We start from the raw sequence: 14,246 nt of genomic DNA, 5'->3' as shown, positions 1-14,246 counted from the left end.
AGGTATCGAGCCCGCGACTTCCGTAAGGTGGCGCCCCGCAGCCATGCCTGGACAGGGGGAAGCGGTGGACGATGCGATCAACTTTCAGGCCGTGCCGCAGGTGGCCGCCGGACGCGCGCGCGGCGGACGGGCCACGCAGCAGGACGATCTGGCCTGCCTGCACGATGCGGCCGAACAGGCCTACCTGCTGGTACTGGCCGACGGCATGGGCGGCGAAGGCGCGGGCGAATTGGCTTCCGAAGGCGTGGTGAACGTCGCGCGGCGCCTGTGGGAAGCGCGTAGCTGGCGGAGCCAGCCCGGCCCGCTGTTCCTCGAGGCGCTCTGCCAGGAAGCGCACGCCGAGCTGCGCCGCCGCGGCGAACGCGTCGCCCGGGGCGCGCCGCATTCCACGGTGGTCGCGCTGCTGGTACGCGGCCGGCAGGTCGCCTGGGCCCATGTCGGCGACAGCCGGCTCTACCGTTTTCGTGGCGCGCGTTTGCTCGGCCGCACGGAAGACCACAGCGTGGCGGCGCGGCGCCGGCGCGGCGCGGAACAGGACGACGCCAGGCTCGCCGCCGATCCCGACCAGCACAAGCTGCTGCGCGGCCTCGGCGGGCCGGACGCGCCGGTGGTCGAACACGGCTGCGCCGTACTGGGCGCAGGCGAGCGCTTCGTGCTGTGCAGCGACGGCGTCTGGGCGCAGCTGAGCGCGGCGGAGCTGGGCCTGCTGTCCGCACGATCCGACCAGGAGGCCGCACTGCGCGAGGCCCTGCGGCTTGCCCTCACACGCGGTGGCCAGGAGGGCGATAATGTCGCGCTGATCTTCGCCCGGCCGGGCCCGCAGGGCTGGCCGGCGCGATGGACGCACGCGGTGGGGCAGGCGGTCCGGAAGGCCGCGGCTTTGGGGCGGCGCAGGGTGCGAGCCGGTGCCGCCGGATGAAACAGGGGAAGAACGTGCTGGGTTCGTGGTTCGTGGAGTGGCCGGTCGTCGGTTCGTGGCAAGTGCGGCGCGCGGGACGGGGTTTTCGGCAAGTCGCGCTGCTTGGGTTCGTGCTCGCGCTGGCCGGCTGCGCGCGAGTGAGCGTCATCCGTTCCGAGGTCAGCGAAGCGCTGGGCGGCGGCCCGACGGCGCCGGCCGCCGCGCCCGAGGACAACCGCGACGGCAGCCTGCTGTCGCCGACGATCATCACCAACACCTACCTGCAACGCGGCCGCTATGCCGAAGGCGAGCGGCGCCTGCGGGAATACCTGGCCCGGTATCCGAACGACCGTGCGGCGCAGGGCCTGCTGCGCCAGCTCACCGTCGACCCGCGCGACGCGCTGGGCACGGCGTCGCGCATGTACGTGGTGCAGCCCGGCGATTCGTACAGCACGCTGGCCGCGCGCTACCTCGGCGATGCCAACCGCTTCCTGGTGCTGGCCCGTTACAACGGTTCCACCAATCCGTCCGCGCTGCACACGGGCGACACGGTGCGCCTGCCCACCGCGCCGGCGCGCGCGCCCGCCGCGGACACGCTGGTGGTGCATGCCGCGCCGGCGGACGCCGACCCGCCGGCGGCAACGGCGCCAGGCGATGGCGACGCCTACAGCCGCGCGCTGCGGCTGCAATCCGAAAGCGCTGCGCTGCTGAAGCAGGGCCGCAAGAGCGACGCCCTGGCGCGCCTGGACCAGGCGCTGAAGCTCGATCCGCACCTCAAGCCTGCGGGCGACCAGCCCTTGCGCGAACAGCTGCTGTCCTCGTACCACGAGCGCGCCGTGCTGCTGTATCGCGACCAGAAGCTGGACCAGGCCATCGCGTTGTGGGACCACGTGCTGGACATCGATCCGGGCTACGAGCGCGCGGTGATCTATCGCGCCCGCGCGGTCGAACTGAAGCAGCGCCTCAAGCAGCTCTGACCCCGCTCAGCGCAGGGTTTCTTCGTCGCCCTGCAGCACCAGCGTGGGCTGCGACGCGGCATCGGCGGCAGCGCGCGAGGCGGTGGGAACATCGCCCGTCTGCCGCGCCTGCAGCGCGCCGTTCATCAGGTTGAACGTGGCGAACAGCCGGCCCAGTTCGTCGCGCCGCGCCAGGCGGATGCGGTAGCCGAACTCGCCGCGCGCGACGCGCATCATCGCCTCGCCCAGCATGCCCAGCAGCGCCAGCGGCCGGCGGAACAGCACGTACGCCGCGCCGACCATCGCCGCCAGCGTCAGCACCAGTACCGCGACGATCACCCAGAACGTGGTGTGCTGTGCGGCGACCAGTGGCGCGCGGCTCACGCCCAGGCGCAGCGCGCCGACGTCCTTGTCCTGGTAACGGATCGGCACGTCGAACAGCAGCATCGCCTCGTCGCGCGCGCCGTCCACGCGGCCCTGGTAGCTGGTCACGCCACCTTCCAGCGCGCGTGTCGCGGCCGGCGCGGTGGGCAGCACGGCGCCGACTTCCGCCGGCGCCGTGCTCGCCACCACCTTGCCGGTGCGGTTGGCGATGGCCAGGTAGTGGATCTGCTGGTTGCGCGAGACGTCCTGCACCAGCGCGCGCGTCGCCGCGTCGTCGCCCAGCAGCAGGTTCTCCGCCGACTGGCTGGCGACCATGCGGCCCAGCGAACCGCCGAAGTCCGTCGCCAGGCCGCTGACGGCGGCGTTCTGTTTGGCGTAGATCGCCGCCAGTCCCGCCAGCAGCACCACGCACAGTGTCGCGCCCAGCGCGCCGATCCAGCGCGTGCGCAGCGAGATGATGCCGGCAGCCAGGGTGGATTCGTGCGTGCGTTCGTACTCGCGCCGCGCCAGGCGCAGGTCGTCGATGATTTCCGCGCCGCGCTGGTAACGCGCGCCGGGTTCCGGCGCCAGCAAGGTGCGCACGATGCCCACTAGCATCGCCGGCGTGGCCGGGTCGACCGGCGCGATGGACGGCCGCGGCAGCCGCTGGCGTTCGCGCAGCAGACGCTTGATGTCCGGGATGTCCGGCCACGGCAGCTTGCCGGTGACCAGCCAGTACAGCACCACGCCGAGCGAGAACAGGTCGCTGCGCGGATCGGCCGCTTCGCCGCGCAGGCGCTCCGGCGCCATGTACGCGGGCGTGCCGCCCACGATGCCGCTGTCGCCCTCGCCGGCGGCGCGGCGCTCGGCGATGCCGAAGTCGCTCAGCTTCGCGTAATGCCAGTCGTCGGCCAGCATGATGTTCTCGGGCTTCACGTCGTGGTGAAGCACGCCCTGGCCGTGCGCGTAGTCCAGCGCGGCGGCCATCTGCGAGGCCAGTTCGATCACCACTTCCAGCGGCGGCAGGCCTTCGCGCGCGACGCGGCTGGCCAGGGTCTCGCCCGGCAGCCGCTCCATCGCGATGTAGGCGCGGCCGTCAGCAGTCCGCCCCGTATCGAAGATGGTGACGATGTTCGGATGCACGAGCTGGCCCGCGGCACGCGCCTCGGCCAGCAGGCGATCGTGCGAACCCTGTTCGGCCGCGGCATGGCGGTGCAGGCACTTGATCGCGACCGGGCGGTCGATGCCCGGATCGAAACCGGCATAGACCACCGCCATGGCGCCTTCGCCGAGTACGCCATCGATGCGGTAGCGGCCGATCGTCCGCGGAACGGCGCTCATGCGCGCGTCGTCATCCACCAGACCAGCGCCGCGGCGCCGGCCAGGGCGACCAGCACGGCGGCCACCAGCCAACCGGTGACGCTGCCCATCCGGCGGCCGGGCTCGCGGGTCAGGAAGACCAGTTCCGCCTGGCCGAAGCGCACGCGGTCGCCGTGGCGGAGCGGCGCCTCGTGCACGCGCTCGCCGTTCACGAAGGTGCCGTTGGTCGACAGCGTGTTCATGACCACGTAGTGGCCCTGCTGGTTCATGATCCAGGCGTGCGTGGACGACACGCTCAGGTCGTCGATCACCACGTCGTTGTGCCCGCCCCGGCCCACCGTCTGGCGTCCCGGCCGCAGCACGAAGCGGTGCCCTTCCAGGCCCGGCGAGGCACCTTCCAGCACCGGCTCCTCGGCGCTGGCGCGGCCGGCGGCGGCCGGCGCGGTCTCCGCCGCGAGGCGGCTCAGCTCCTCGGCCGAAAACAGCCGCGTGCCCTGCGGGCCGGCGGAACGGCGGGGAGGCGGAGTGGCTCGATGGGTTTCCATTGACGCGTTTTCGCTGCGGATCAGCCCGACACTGTAGCCAACATAGGTCGGCCATGGCGACCAAAGCTTGACGGGGCGCACACCGGGAGCATGGGCCGGCCGCGCGTTATCTCGCGCTCAGCGGCCGCAGGCGCACCCGTCGCGGTGCGTCAGCGCGCCGTTCCCGCGATCTGCGACGGGCTTGCGCCTAGCACGCGCCTCATGCAGCGCGCCATGTGGCCGGCGTGCGCGAAGCCGGCTTCCGCGGCGATGGCGGTCAGGCTGAGGCGGCCTTCTTGCAGGCGAAGGCGTGCGCGTTCGACGCGCCGCTCCATCACGAAGCGGTGCGCCGGCAGGCCGGTGGCCTGGCGGAACAGCGGCTTGAAGTGGGAAAGGCTGTAACCGGCGACGGCGGCCAGTTGCGGCAGCGTGAGGTCTTCGTCCAGATGCGCCTCTACGTATTCGAGCACGCGGCGCAACCGCCACGCCGGCAGACTGCGCGCCGAAGCCGGCATGGCCTTGCGCGTCTGCAGCACCAGCAACCGCGCGGCGAGCGCCGACGCGAGGCTGTCGGCGAACAGGCGGCCGCCGGGGTGCCCGTCGCGCTCCTCGGCCTGCATCATCCAGCCGATGCGCTCCACCTGCGGGTCGCGTACGTGGATGGACGGCGCCAGCGCGGCGTCGTACGCACCCACGCCCATGGCTCCGGCGGTCTCGTCGATCAGCGCGGGCGCCAGGCGCAGCAGCAGGGAGGTCGCGGGCGCCGTCAGCGTCCAGCGCGTGCTGGAGCCGGCCGGCACCACGCAGAACTGCCCGTGCAAGCGCGTGCCCTGCCGCTCGACGCGGCCGGCGCGGTACGACACCGGCACCGGCTCGCCCAGGTGCAGGCAGAGCACGTGGCGGTGATCCACCGGCGAATCGAACAAGCCCAGGGGCACGGGCGAGGTGAGCACATCCAGCAGTGGCAGGCGCTCGGCGCCGGCGAGCAGCGCGGGCGGCGGGGCGGGGTAGTAGTCGGGTCTGCCGGTCATGCCCGCCATCCTTCGCCCATCGCGACTCACCGGCATGTGCCGGAAATCATCCATCCGTGCCGTGCGCCGGCCGTTCGTGCACGCGCCGGCGCGGCGCGGGCGCCAGCATGGCCGCCGTTTCCCCTCCGGAGTCCTTGAGCATGCAACGCCGCCAGTTCCTCCAGTACAGCCTCGCCACCCTGTCCGCTGGCGCGGCGGCGAGCCTGATCGCGCCGGCGCAGGCCCACGGCCTGTTCAGCCCCGACCCGAGCAGCCCCACGGACGCGGCCGCATTCCGCGCCATGCGCCGTTTTGCCGAGCTGCCGTTCGGCCGCATCGCCTACGTGGACCACGGCCGCGGCAAGGCCGCGCTGTTCCTGCACGGCGCGCCGCTCAACGGTTTCCAGTGGCGCGGGGCGATCGACCGGCTGACCGCGTATCGCCGCTGCATCGCGCCGGATTTCATGGGCCTGGGCTATTCCGAGGTGCCGGAAGGCCAGTCGCTTGCCGCCGCCGACCAGGCCGCGATGCTCGTGGCGCTGCTGGACAAGCTCGGCCTGCGCGAGGTCGACATCGTCGCCAGCGACTGCGGCGTCGCCGTAGCCCAGCTGCTGCTGGTTCGCCACCCCGAGCGCGTACGCAGCCTGCTGCTGACCAATGGCGACGTGGAAATCGACAGCCCGCCCGCCAAAGTGAAACCGGTCATCGATATGGCGCGCCAGGGCACGCTTGCCGACGCCACCGCGAAGTGGCTCACCGACCGCGCGCTGGCCCGCGCCACCTTCGGCGCCGCCGCGTTCCACGCGCCCGACCGCCTTGCCGACGAGACCATCGACTACTACGTCACGCCACTGGTCGGAACGCCGCTGCGCCGCCAGCAGTACCACGCGTTCCATCTGGCGCTGGAGCCCAATCCGCTGAAGGGTATCGAGGCGAAACTCAAGCGCAGCCAGGTACCGGTGCGGATCGTGTGGGGCGCGAGCGACGACATCTTCGCGATGGCCGATGCCGCCTATCTCGACCGGACTTTCCCACAATCCCGCGGCATCCGGCCGGTGCCCGACGGGAAGCTGTTCTTCCAGGAAGAATACCCGGAGGTGATCGCGGAAGAGGCGAAGCGACTGTGGCGCGCGGGCTGAGCGTCTGGCCTACCTCTTCGGCCTGCCGCTGCGGCCATCCGCCATCCCCCGGCGCTCCTCGCCTTGCCGGCCCCGGCCAGGGCGATGACGTAAGATGCGCCGGCCTTTCATCGACCCGCCACGACGGCGGGTCAGCTTTCGCCGCGTCCAGGAACGGGCGCGCGCCAGGGATGACCGGCACACGACTCGGACTCACAAGGAAGAACTATGTCGCTCCTGCAGAAACTGGAACAGCTCTACAACGGGCTGATCCGCCTCCTCACCGTGCTGCTGACGCTCGCCCTGCTGGGCGTCGCGTTCAAGGCGGCCCTCGACTGGCGCCGCGCCACCGCGCCGGAACCCGAACTCAAGGCGGCCAGCGCCGCGCCGGCGAAGACGCCGAAGGTGGCCGCCGCCGACGTGGTCAAGCGCGTCGTCGCCAACCAGAGCGGGACCGAAGCCGACGCCATCAGCGCGACCGACCCGCATCGCGCCGCCTACGACCGCATCGGCAAGGCCATCCGCGCCTTCGTGCAGAAGCAGGGTGCGACGCTGGAGGAGGAAGAGTTCACCGCACAGCTCAACGCTATCCACTACAAAGTAAGCGCACAGGACACGGACGCGCTGAAGGCGGCCTACGCCAACGGCCTGGCCGATGCTTTCGAGCAGTCGCTGGCCGATCCGAAGATCGACGCGCTGCTGGCCAAGCGCCCGGAGGGCGATCTGCCCATCGCGCCGATGACCGTGGTCGGCGACGTGGTCGACCAGTACGACACCGTGTTTTCCGAACAGAACACCGCGTCCGGCGACAGCCCGGCGGACGGCTATCTGGCACAGAAGGAAAAGCAGGACGCCGCCTGGCGTTCGCTGGTGCGGGCCGGCGGACCGATCCTGCTGCTGATCCTGGTGCTGCAGCTGCTGACCTTCGGCCGCATCGAGCGCAACACGCGCGCGTGGACCGACGGCGCGCGCTGATGCCCCGCTGGAGGAAGCGTGTGGTTCAGACGCTTCGACACGCCTCGGGAAACATCGAAGGGGAGCCTGTTCCGGCTCCCTTTTTTCATTCGGCACATGTTTCGCGGCTTCAGCCGATCGGCGCGGTCTCCGGCGTCAGGCGGTAGCTCAGCGATTCTCCGTACAGGCTGAGAAAGTGCAGTGCCGCCAGCAAGCCTTCCACGCAGGTCGGTGGCAACGGCGGCGCGTCGGGCGCCGTGCTCGCGCTGCTGTCGTGCGCATCGCACAGGCATTCGTTGTTGGCCAGCAGGCTGGTGAGCACAGGGATGGCCATGCTGATGCCGGCCGCACGGCCTTGCGGGATGAGGGCGGTTCGTCCGCCTCGCCGGAGGCGTAGAAGGGACGCCCGAGTGGGTTGGTACGGGGGGGTCGTTCGGATCATTCGGGCAAAAAGCTGCCGTATCATCGGCTGCAGCCATGACTAACTCCTTGGAAGTTGGTTGTGGTCAGCGGATCGCCTGGGCTCCTACCTCCATGCGATCCGCGCTTTTCTCGCGCCGCCGCGATTCGCCGGTCTTTCACATGAACGCATCGGCGAAGCAACCACATTACGGCGCACGGCTTGGACGGTCTGTAAGGCTTTGCCTGCATCGGCGTCGGTGAAATAAATCGCCTGAGGGCGGTGTCCGCTGTCGTCGATGTCAGCAGAGAGGCGTCACCGCGCGCCACGCCGTCGAGGCACGCTGCATTCCAACTCAGCAAAGGAATGGAATATGAGGTCTGCTCTGTACCGCTTCGCACTCGGCGTGTTCTTCGTCACCATCGCCAACCGCGCCGTCGCCGCGAATGACGATCTTTCCACCATGACCTACGAAGGCACGCTCGGCGCGCAGCGCATCGGCCTGACGCTGGCGGTGCGCCAAGGCAAGGTGATACCGAAGAGCCATTACTTCTACGCGAAGTACCTGAAGGACATTCCGCTCAGCGGCCGCGCGGACCGGGAGATCAGCTTGCAGGAGCCGGGCAGCGGCACGTTCGCGTTGCGCTTCCGGGGCAACGGCAGCAACGGGAGCGCGCCGCTCAACTTCGACAACAGCGTGGGCCTGGAAGGGCGGTGGACGGGGAAAGATGGCAAATCCTTCCCCGTCATGCTGTCCAACGTCAGCGACCCGGGCGAAGGCGCGCTGCCCGGCACGCGCTGGTATCGCGATGTGACGGACAAGAGCGATGCCGCGTTCGAAGCGCAGGTGCAGGGCTTTTACAAGGCGGTACTGGCCGGCGACCGTGCCGGCGCCGCGCGCTACGTGAGCTTTCCGCTGCGGGTGAACGTGGCGCCCGGCAAGCCGCTGATGGTGAAGGACGGCGCACAGTTGGCCGCGCAATGGGAGCGGATCTTCAGCCCGGCCTGGCTGCAGCTGGCGGCACAGGCCATGCCGCACGACCTGAGCGTGATCCGCGGCCAGGCCATGCTCGGCAGCGGGCTGGCGTTTTTCGGCGACAGGGGTGCCGAAGTGGTCAATCCGGCGCAGTGACGCACATGAAGCGATGCGCTTGTCGAATCCGGCCAGCGCCGTTCGTCGGATGGATGGAAGCGCGCTTCCCCGGCCGCGCCGCGGCCTGCCATCCCCACCATCCAGGAGTTTCCCCATGCGTTTTCTGGCCTTGATCCGTATCAGCGAGCACGGCGGCCCCGACATCGACGAGCGCCTGATGCGCGAGGTCGGCGCACTGATCGACGAAATGAACGACGCCAAGGTGCTGGTCGACACGGCCGGCCTGCGCCCCACCCGCGAAGGCCGGCGCCTGCGCCTGTCCAAGGGACGCGTCACTGCGACGGACGGTCCGTTCACCGAGACCAAGGAAGTAATCGGCGGCTACTTCATGCTCGATACCGCCACGCAGGAGGAGGCCACCGACTGGATGCGCCGCTTCCTGGAAAAGCATGGCGATGCATGGGAGCTGGAAGTCGAGCTGCGCCAGACGGAGATGCCCGTCGCCCAGGCCTGAGGCGCGGCGTCTACCCGGCGGGCGGATGCTGGTGGACAATGGCGCCCCCGCCGGGCCCGTCCCGGTTGCTCATGCTCAAGGACGACCATGAAAGCCTTCGCCGCCCCGCTGCTGCTCGCCGCGTTCGCCATCCACGCCGCCGCGCCCATCAAGCCCGTGCCGCTCGCCGCCGGCAAGCTGCCGGCAGGCGCCACCTTCCAGGGCGATTTCAAGCAGGCCGTGCGCTGGACCGACGCCGAGGGCGACAACATCGTGGTGCTCAGCACGCACCACGACGAGGACGGCGAAGATGGCGCCAACGACGATCTCTACGCCGTGCGCTATACCGTCGCCGGTGGCGAGGCGAAGGCGCGCTGGAACCTGCACGATTTCATTCACGACTGCCCGGTGGACCATCAGGCCGCGTTCCTGAAGGGCGCAGCGGTGCAGGTCACCGACCTCGACGGCGACGGCACCGCGGAAGTGTGGCTGGCCTATCGCCTGATGTGCCGCGGCGACATCTCGTCCGACACGATGAAGGTGATCGCCTACCAAGCCGCGCAGAAATATGCGATGCGCGGCGAAACCGAAGCGGTGGACGGCAAGGGCGGCGGCTACACCTTCGACCCGGCCTTCATGGGCGCGCCGAACGCCTTCCGCGACTTCGCACGCAAGTTGTGGGCCGATCACGTCGCGGACGATCCGGACGCATCGTGACGTCGCTCGGCCGTTTGGCTACTACACGCCAGCGCGCGCGCTTGCTGTAATCGCCGACCTCCATCCGGCGGGAGGACAGTGCGATGCGACTGAAAGCGCCCATGCGTTGTGTGCAGGGAAATTACCGGCCATCGGCCGAGGATTTCGCCAAGCTCGAATACGACGCCGCGGTGGCGCACGCCCTGCTCGAAGCGATGGATCACGGCTGGGATGCGGAATTGAGCAGCGACGCGCGGCTGATCATCGAGGCCTACCGCAAGATATTGATCAACCGCGCGAATGACTTGATGTGGAAGTGGGGATATCCGTAGCGCGCGCGAAAAACCAAACGGTTGGTTCGCTGCTGGAGGTCGCTTTTCCTCGGGAGCGCACGCACGAGTTGGCAAGCGCGGCGATGTCTGCGGCGTGCGACTCAGTGGGCCGCCGCAGCTCGCCCACCGACCCCATTCACGCCCAGGCCTTTTTCGCCGGCACCGCCACCCACAGCGTCACCGCCAGCAAGGCCACCAGCGCCCACGGCAGCATCGCGGCGTTCGCCAGCTTGAGCATCACGCCGCCCACCACGCCGCCGCCGGCGATGGCGAGGTTCCAGCCGACCACCACCAGCGACTGGCCCAGGTCCTGCTGCTCGCCCGAGCGCCGCGCCACCGCAGTCTGGATCAGCGTGGCCGCGCCGCCGAAGCCGAGGCCCCACACCGCCACTGCCGTCACCAGCACGGCCTGTGAAGACGGCCACAGCGCCATCACCACCGCGGCCAGCAGGAACAGCGCCATGCCAAGCACGATCAGCGCGCGCATCCAGCGATCGATCAGCGCGCCGGTGATCGCGATGCTCACCACGGACGACACGCCGAACAGCAGCAGCAACCGGTCGAGCATGGCCTGGGAACCAGACAGGACCACGAACGGCGCGATGTAGGTGTACAGCACGTTGTGCGCGAGCACCGCCAGCAGCATCACCGCGTACACCGCAACCAGGCCGGGCCGCGCGAGTACGTCGCGCAGCGTGCCGCTCTGCTGCGGCGGCACGCCGGGCACCGGCGGCAGCGCGGCGCGCGACCAGCCCGCCAGCGCCACGCTCAGCAGCGACATCAAGCCGAACACCCAGCGCCAGCCGATCAGCTGCGACAGCCATGTGCCCGCCGGAATGCCGATCGACATCGCCAGCGGCGTACCCAGCATCGCCACGGCGATGGCGCGGCCTTGCAGCTGCGGCGCGACCATGCGGCTGGCGTAGCCGGCCAGCAGCGCCCACAGCAGGCCGGCGGCGACGCCGCCGAGGAAGCGCGACACCAGCATCAGCACATAGGCATCCGTCCAGGCCATCACGCTGTTGACCAGCGCGAAGCCGAGGATCGCCGCCAGCAACAGCGGCCGGCGCGGCAGGTGGCTGGTGAGCTTCACCATCGGGATCGCAGTCAGCAGCGAGCCGAGCGCATAGACGGTGGTGAGCTGGCCGACCAGCGCCTCGCTGAGGCCCAGGTCGCGGCTCATCGCCGGCAGCAGCCCGGCGACGATGCATTCGGTCAGCACCGTGATGAAGGCGCCGCAGGCCAGCGCCAGCAGGCCGAGCATGGGCAGGCGCCCGGGCGTGGGTTCGCAGGCGTCGTACGGCAGGGCTTTGTCGATGGCGCTCACGTCCGCGCCTCCAGCGTGGCGTACACGGCATCGCGCAGTTCGTTGACGAAAGCCCCGTGCATGCCCTCGTACAAGGTGTTGGTGAGCGCGACCACGCTCAGCTCGCGCGCGGGATCCACGAACCAGCTATGCCCGTACGCACCGCCCCAGCGCCAAGTGCCGACGCTTTCCGGCGTGCCGGTGGGCGCCGGATCGTGCAGCACGGAGAAGCCCAGGCCGTAGCCCCAGCCGGGTGCATCCGGCGGACCGAGCGGGCCGGTATGGTTGCGCGCCATCTGCGCGACCCCGGCCGGATCGAGGATCGGCGTGCCGCCGCCGCGCAGCGTTTCGAGAAAACGCATCAGGTCGTCCGCGCTGCCCACCATGCCGGCGCCGCCGGAAGGGAAGGCATGCGCATCCAGCGCACGCGCAGGGCTGAAGCGGATGCCGGCGGTGTCCGGATATACCGGCACCACTTCGCCTTCGGCCAGCGGATGCGGCGCGGGCGTGTCGCTCACATACGGCACGGCAAGCCGCGCCGTCTCGCGCGCATGAAAGGCCGTGTCGTCCATGCCGAGCGGACCCGTGACCGTTTCCCGCACGATGTCCTGCAGCGAACGCCCTGTCGCCGCCTCGAGCACGCCCCCGGCCACATCGACGCCCAGCGAATAGAACCAGCCGGTGCCGGGCGCGAACTGCAAAGGTACCCGCGCGATGCGGCGAAGGTTTTCGGCCAGCGTGATGTCGCTGTCGTCCATGCCATCCGACACGCCCGCCTGCGCATGCGGGCCGTCGTCCGGCGCGTCGAGGAAGCGGTAGCCCAGGCCGGACTGATGCGACAGCAGTTGCCGCAGCGTGAGGTCCGGCGCGTCGCCATCCGGCAGGCGCGGCCGGAATTCCGGCAACCAGCGCGTGACCGGCGTATCGAGATCGACCACGCCGCGTTGCGCCAGCGCCAGGGTGGCGGCCGCGACGATGGGCTTGGTCACCGAGGCCAGGCGGAACAGCGCGTCGTCGCGCATGGCGATGCCGCGTTCGCGATCGGCCCAGCCGGCGGCACGGCGGAACAGCTCGTCCCCGCGATGCCGGACCAGCACCACGGCACCGACGAGGCGGCGCTGATCCAAGGCCGCGTCGATGGCCGCATCGAGCGGCGCGAGGGTCGAGGGGCGCGCGGCGATCGGGAGGGATGACATGAGGGGCGCTCCATTTCCAGAAAGGGAGCCTCAAGGTAGATAGCGCGCACGGGCGGAAAAAGGCGGGTAGAGTTCGTGGCTTTCCGGACTTGGAATTCCGCAATCCATGAAAGCCCTGGACAGCCTGGGCGGCCTGCAGACATTCATCCAGGTCGCCGACACCCTGAGTTTCGTGGAGACGGCCCGCCTGCAAGGCATCTCCGCCTCCGCCGTGGGCAAAGCCATCGCAAGGCTGGAACAGCAGCTGGGCGTGCGCCTGTTCCACCGCAGCACGCGTAGCGTCGCGCTCACCGCCGAAGGCCAGCTGTTCCTCGCACGCTGCCGCCGCGCGCTGGAAGAACTGGAACTGGCCGAAGCCGAACTCTCCAGCCGCTCCGCCGAACCGCGCGGCACGCTACGGGTGAGCCTGCCACTGGTGAGCGGCCTGGTGCTGCCGGTGCTGTCCGACTTCGTGCAGAAGTATCCGCACGTACGCCTGGACCTGGATTTCGACGACCGCCTGGTGGATGTAATCGAGGAAGGGTTCGACGCCGTGCTGCGGGTGGGCGATCCCACGGATTCACGGCTAAGCGCGCGCCGCGTCGGCACGTTTCGCCGCCGCCTGGTCGCGTCGCCGGAGTACCTCGCGCGCAAGGGCACGCCGCGTGTGCCCGCGGACCTCGCCCATCACGATTGCCTGCACTACCGCTTTCCCACCAGCGGCAAGCTGGAGGTGTGGCCGATGCCGCCTGAGACGGAGATTCCCATCGCGATGGTGTGCAATGACGTGGATACGCGGGTGTGTTTCGCGATGCGCGGGCGTGGCATCGCCTATGTGCCCGAGCATGCGGTGCGGGGGCCGCTGGCGTCTGGCGAACTGGTGCCGGTGTTGGACGAGTACGCGACGGTGTGTGGGACGTTTTATTTGTTGTGGCCGTCGGGGCGGCATATGTTGCCGAAGTTGAGAGCGTTTGTGGATTTTGTGGGTGGGAGGTTGTTGGGGGATGCGTAGGTGGGGTTGTTTTGGTGTTGGGGGTGTTTGGCGAAAGGGGGCTTATGCGGTGGGTGTTTTTGGATGTCTGCCGTGTGTGTGGCGTTTGTTCTTGGTGGTTCGCACTAGGTCGTGGTTCGGTGATCTTGTCGCTTATGTGGCGGGTGTTTCGGGGGCTCGCTGTGTGCGTGTGCTGGTGTTGCACTAAGGTTACGTTTGCGCGACCTGGCCGCTTATGCAGCGGGCATGTCGGGAGCTCGTCGGTGTGCGGGGCTGCTCTTCGTCGTTCGCACTAAGGTTGCGTTTTCGCGACCTGGCCGCTTATGCAGCGGGCATGTCGGACGCCTGCCGGCGCCCGAGTTACTTTCTCTTTGCTGGCCCAACCCCCTCAAGGGGGGCCTCGAGAAAAAGTAACCAAAAAGAAATGGCCTGAGGTCAAAGGCTCGCGGCGGGGGTTGGCAGAGCACGTGGTGTTTTCTCAGCTGCTGGATCGCGCGACTCGAAGTGGGACTGAGGTACGTGGAGGGGACTTCGAGGCGCCGAAGCGAAGAGAACGAGGAGCGGTGCGTCGGCTTTCGTGTTTCTGCGATAGCACCGCACTTCTCCCTCTCCCCTCG

Annotated in this window: 15 protein-coding genes; 9 read left to right on the top strand and 6 right to left on the bottom strand. The window is 69.5% G+C overall.

All coding sequences use genetic code 11. From position 1 onward, the window contains the following. Positions 1–43 precede the first annotated feature (43 nt). Positions 44–919 carry a serine/threonine-protein phosphatase gene (locus tag RKE25_RS01960; RefSeq protein ID WP_311840591.1) on the top strand — a complete coding sequence of 292 codons (876 nt, stop codon included), beginning with the start codon at positions 44–46 and terminating at the stop codon, positions 917–919. Then, complete coding sequence (locus RKE25_RS01955) at positions 916–1,875, top strand: LysM peptidoglycan-binding domain-containing protein (RefSeq protein ID WP_311840590.1); 960 nt, start codon at positions 916–918, stop codon at positions 1,873–1,875. The genes RKE25_RS01960 and RKE25_RS01955 overlap by 4 nt, the downstream gene beginning before the upstream one ends. Positions 1,876–1,881: 6 nt before the next feature. Here RKE25_RS01955 and RKE25_RS01950 read toward each other — a convergent pair whose 3' ends face one another. The 3 genes from RKE25_RS01950 to RKE25_RS01940 all read right to left on the bottom strand — a co-directional run bounded on the left by RKE25_RS01950 (position 1,882) and on the right by RKE25_RS01940 (position 5,092). Beyond that, positions 1,882–3,558 carry a protein kinase gene (locus RKE25_RS01950; protein ID WP_311840589.1) on the bottom strand — a complete coding sequence of 559 codons (1,677 nt, stop codon included), beginning with the start codon at positions 3,556–3,558 and terminating at the stop codon, positions 1,882–1,884. Continuing rightward, on the bottom strand, positions 3,555–4,082 hold the full coding sequence (locus tag RKE25_RS01945; RefSeq protein ID WP_311840588.1) for an FHA domain-containing protein: 528 nt from the start codon (positions 4,080–4,082) through the stop codon (positions 3,555–3,557). The genes RKE25_RS01950 and RKE25_RS01945 overlap by 4 nt, the downstream gene beginning before the upstream one ends. 149 nt (positions 4,083–4,231) lie before the next feature. Beyond that, entirely contained in the window at positions 4,232–5,092 is an 861-nt protein-coding gene (locus RKE25_RS01940) for an AraC family transcriptional regulator (RefSeq protein WP_311840587.1), read from the bottom strand. 140 nt (positions 5,093–5,232) lie between these two features. On the opposite strand from RKE25_RS01940, the gene RKE25_RS01935 reads away from it, so the two are divergent. Next, positions 5,233–6,210: an alpha/beta fold hydrolase gene (locus RKE25_RS01935; protein ID WP_311840586.1), complete on the top strand. Its 978-nt coding sequence runs from the start codon at positions 5,233–5,235 to the stop codon at positions 6,208–6,210. A 207-nt stretch (positions 6,211–6,417) separates the two neighbouring features. Then, on the top strand, positions 6,418–7,164 hold the full coding sequence (locus tag RKE25_RS01930) for a hypothetical protein (protein ID WP_311840585.1): 747 nt from the start codon (positions 6,418–6,420) through the stop codon (positions 7,162–7,164). A 109-nt stretch (positions 7,165–7,273) separates the two neighbouring features. Here RKE25_RS01930 and RKE25_RS01925 read toward each other — a convergent pair whose 3' ends face one another. Then, positions 7,274–7,477 carry a hypothetical protein gene (locus RKE25_RS01925; protein ID WP_311840584.1) on the bottom strand — a complete coding sequence of 68 codons (204 nt, stop codon included), beginning with the start codon at positions 7,475–7,477 and terminating at the stop codon, positions 7,274–7,276. Positions 7,478–7,916: 439 nt separating this feature from the next. On the opposite strand from RKE25_RS01925, the gene RKE25_RS01920 reads away from it, so the two are divergent. From RKE25_RS01920 to RKE25_RS01905, 4 genes are all read left to right on the top strand, one after another. Next, on the top strand, positions 7,917–8,675 hold the full coding sequence (locus tag RKE25_RS01920; RefSeq protein ID WP_311840583.1) for a hypothetical protein: 759 nt from the start codon (positions 7,917–7,919) through the stop codon (positions 8,673–8,675). A gap of 115 nt (positions 8,676–8,790) precedes the next feature. After that, complete coding sequence (locus tag RKE25_RS01915) at positions 8,791–9,150, top strand: YciI family protein (protein WP_311840582.1); 360 nt, start codon at positions 8,791–8,793, stop codon at positions 9,148–9,150. 87 nt (positions 9,151–9,237) lie between these two features. Then, positions 9,238–9,846: a hypothetical protein gene (locus tag RKE25_RS01910; RefSeq protein WP_311840581.1), complete on the top strand. Its 609-nt coding sequence runs from the start codon at positions 9,238–9,240 to the stop codon at positions 9,844–9,846. A gap of 83 nt (positions 9,847–9,929) precedes the next feature. Further along, positions 9,930–10,157 carry a hypothetical protein gene (locus RKE25_RS01905; protein ID WP_311840580.1) on the top strand — a complete coding sequence of 76 codons (228 nt, stop codon included), beginning with the start codon at positions 9,930–9,932 and terminating at the stop codon, positions 10,155–10,157. A gap of 136 nt (positions 10,158–10,293) precedes the next feature. On the opposite strand, the gene RKE25_RS01900 is transcribed toward RKE25_RS01905, so the two are convergent. Both RKE25_RS01900 and RKE25_RS01895 read right to left on the bottom strand, forming a co-directional pair. Further along, entirely contained in the window at positions 10,294–11,484 is a 1,191-nt protein-coding gene (locus tag RKE25_RS01900) for an MFS transporter (RefSeq protein WP_311840579.1), read from the bottom strand. Then, positions 11,481–12,659 (bottom strand): serine hydrolase domain-containing protein, encoded by a 1,179-nt coding sequence (locus RKE25_RS01895; protein WP_311840578.1) that lies wholly within the window; start codon positions 12,657–12,659, stop codon positions 11,481–11,483. The genes RKE25_RS01900 and RKE25_RS01895 overlap by 4 nt, the downstream gene beginning before the upstream one ends. A 106-nt stretch (positions 12,660–12,765) precedes the next feature. On the opposite strand from RKE25_RS01895, the gene RKE25_RS01890 reads away from it, so the two are divergent. Beyond that, complete coding sequence (locus RKE25_RS01890) at positions 12,766–13,650, top strand: LysR family transcriptional regulator (protein WP_311840577.1); 885 nt, start codon at positions 12,766–12,768, stop codon at positions 13,648–13,650. Positions 13,651–14,246 lie beyond the last annotated feature (596 nt).

Origin of the sequence: Dyella sp. BiH032 (genome assembly GCF_031954525.1) — a bacterium.
Lineage (GTDB): Bacteria > Pseudomonadota > Gammaproteobacteria > Xanthomonadales > Rhodanobacteraceae > Dyella_D.
This window is presented reverse-complemented; position numbering and strand designations above follow the sequence as displayed.

Coding starts and splice junctions, on each gene's coding strand:
- RKE25_RS01915 (WP_311840582.1), top strand. CDS start 8,791: ATGCGTTTTCTGGCCTTGATCCGTATCAGCGAGCACGGCGGCCCCGAC.
- RKE25_RS01910 (WP_311840581.1), top strand. CDS start 9,238: ATGAAAGCCTTCGCCGCCCCGCTGCTGCTCGCCGCGTTCGCCATCCAC.
- RKE25_RS01920 (WP_311840583.1), top strand. CDS start 7,917: ATGAGGTCTGCTCTGTACCGCTTCGCACTCGGCGTGTTCTTCGTCACC.
- RKE25_RS01960 (WP_311840591.1), top strand. CDS start 44: ATGCCTGGACAGGGGGAAGCGGTGGACGATGCGATCAACTTTCAGGCC.
- RKE25_RS01890 (WP_311840577.1), top strand. CDS start 12,766: ATGAAAGCCCTGGACAGCCTGGGCGGCCTGCAGACATTCATCCAGGTC.
- RKE25_RS01945 (WP_311840588.1), bottom strand. CDS start 4,082: ATGGAAACCCATCGAGCCACTCCGCCTCCCCGCCGTTCCGCCGGCCCG.
- RKE25_RS01905 (WP_311840580.1), top strand. CDS start 9,930: ATGCGACTGAAAGCGCCCATGCGTTGTGTGCAGGGAAATTACCGGCCA.
- RKE25_RS01935 (WP_311840586.1), top strand. CDS start 5,233: ATGCAACGCCGCCAGTTCCTCCAGTACAGCCTCGCCACCCTGTCCGCT.
- RKE25_RS01955 (WP_311840590.1), top strand. CDS start 916: ATGAAACAGGGGAAGAACGTGCTGGGTTCGTGGTTCGTGGAGTGGCCG.
- RKE25_RS01895 (WP_311840578.1), bottom strand. CDS start 12,659: ATGTCATCCCTCCCGATCGCCGCGCGCCCCTCGACCCTCGCGCCGCTC.
- RKE25_RS01940 (WP_311840587.1), bottom strand. CDS start 5,092: ATGACCGGCAGACCCGACTACTACCCCGCCCCGCCGCCCGCGCTGCTC.
- RKE25_RS01930 (WP_311840585.1), top strand. CDS start 6,418: ATGTCGCTCCTGCAGAAACTGGAACAGCTCTACAACGGGCTGATCCGC.
- RKE25_RS01950 (WP_311840589.1), bottom strand. CDS start 3,558: ATGAGCGCCGTTCCGCGGACGATCGGCCGCTACCGCATCGATGGCGTA.
- RKE25_RS01925 (WP_311840584.1), bottom strand. CDS start 7,477: ATGGCCATCCCTGTGCTCACCAGCCTGCTGGCCAACAACGAATGCCTG.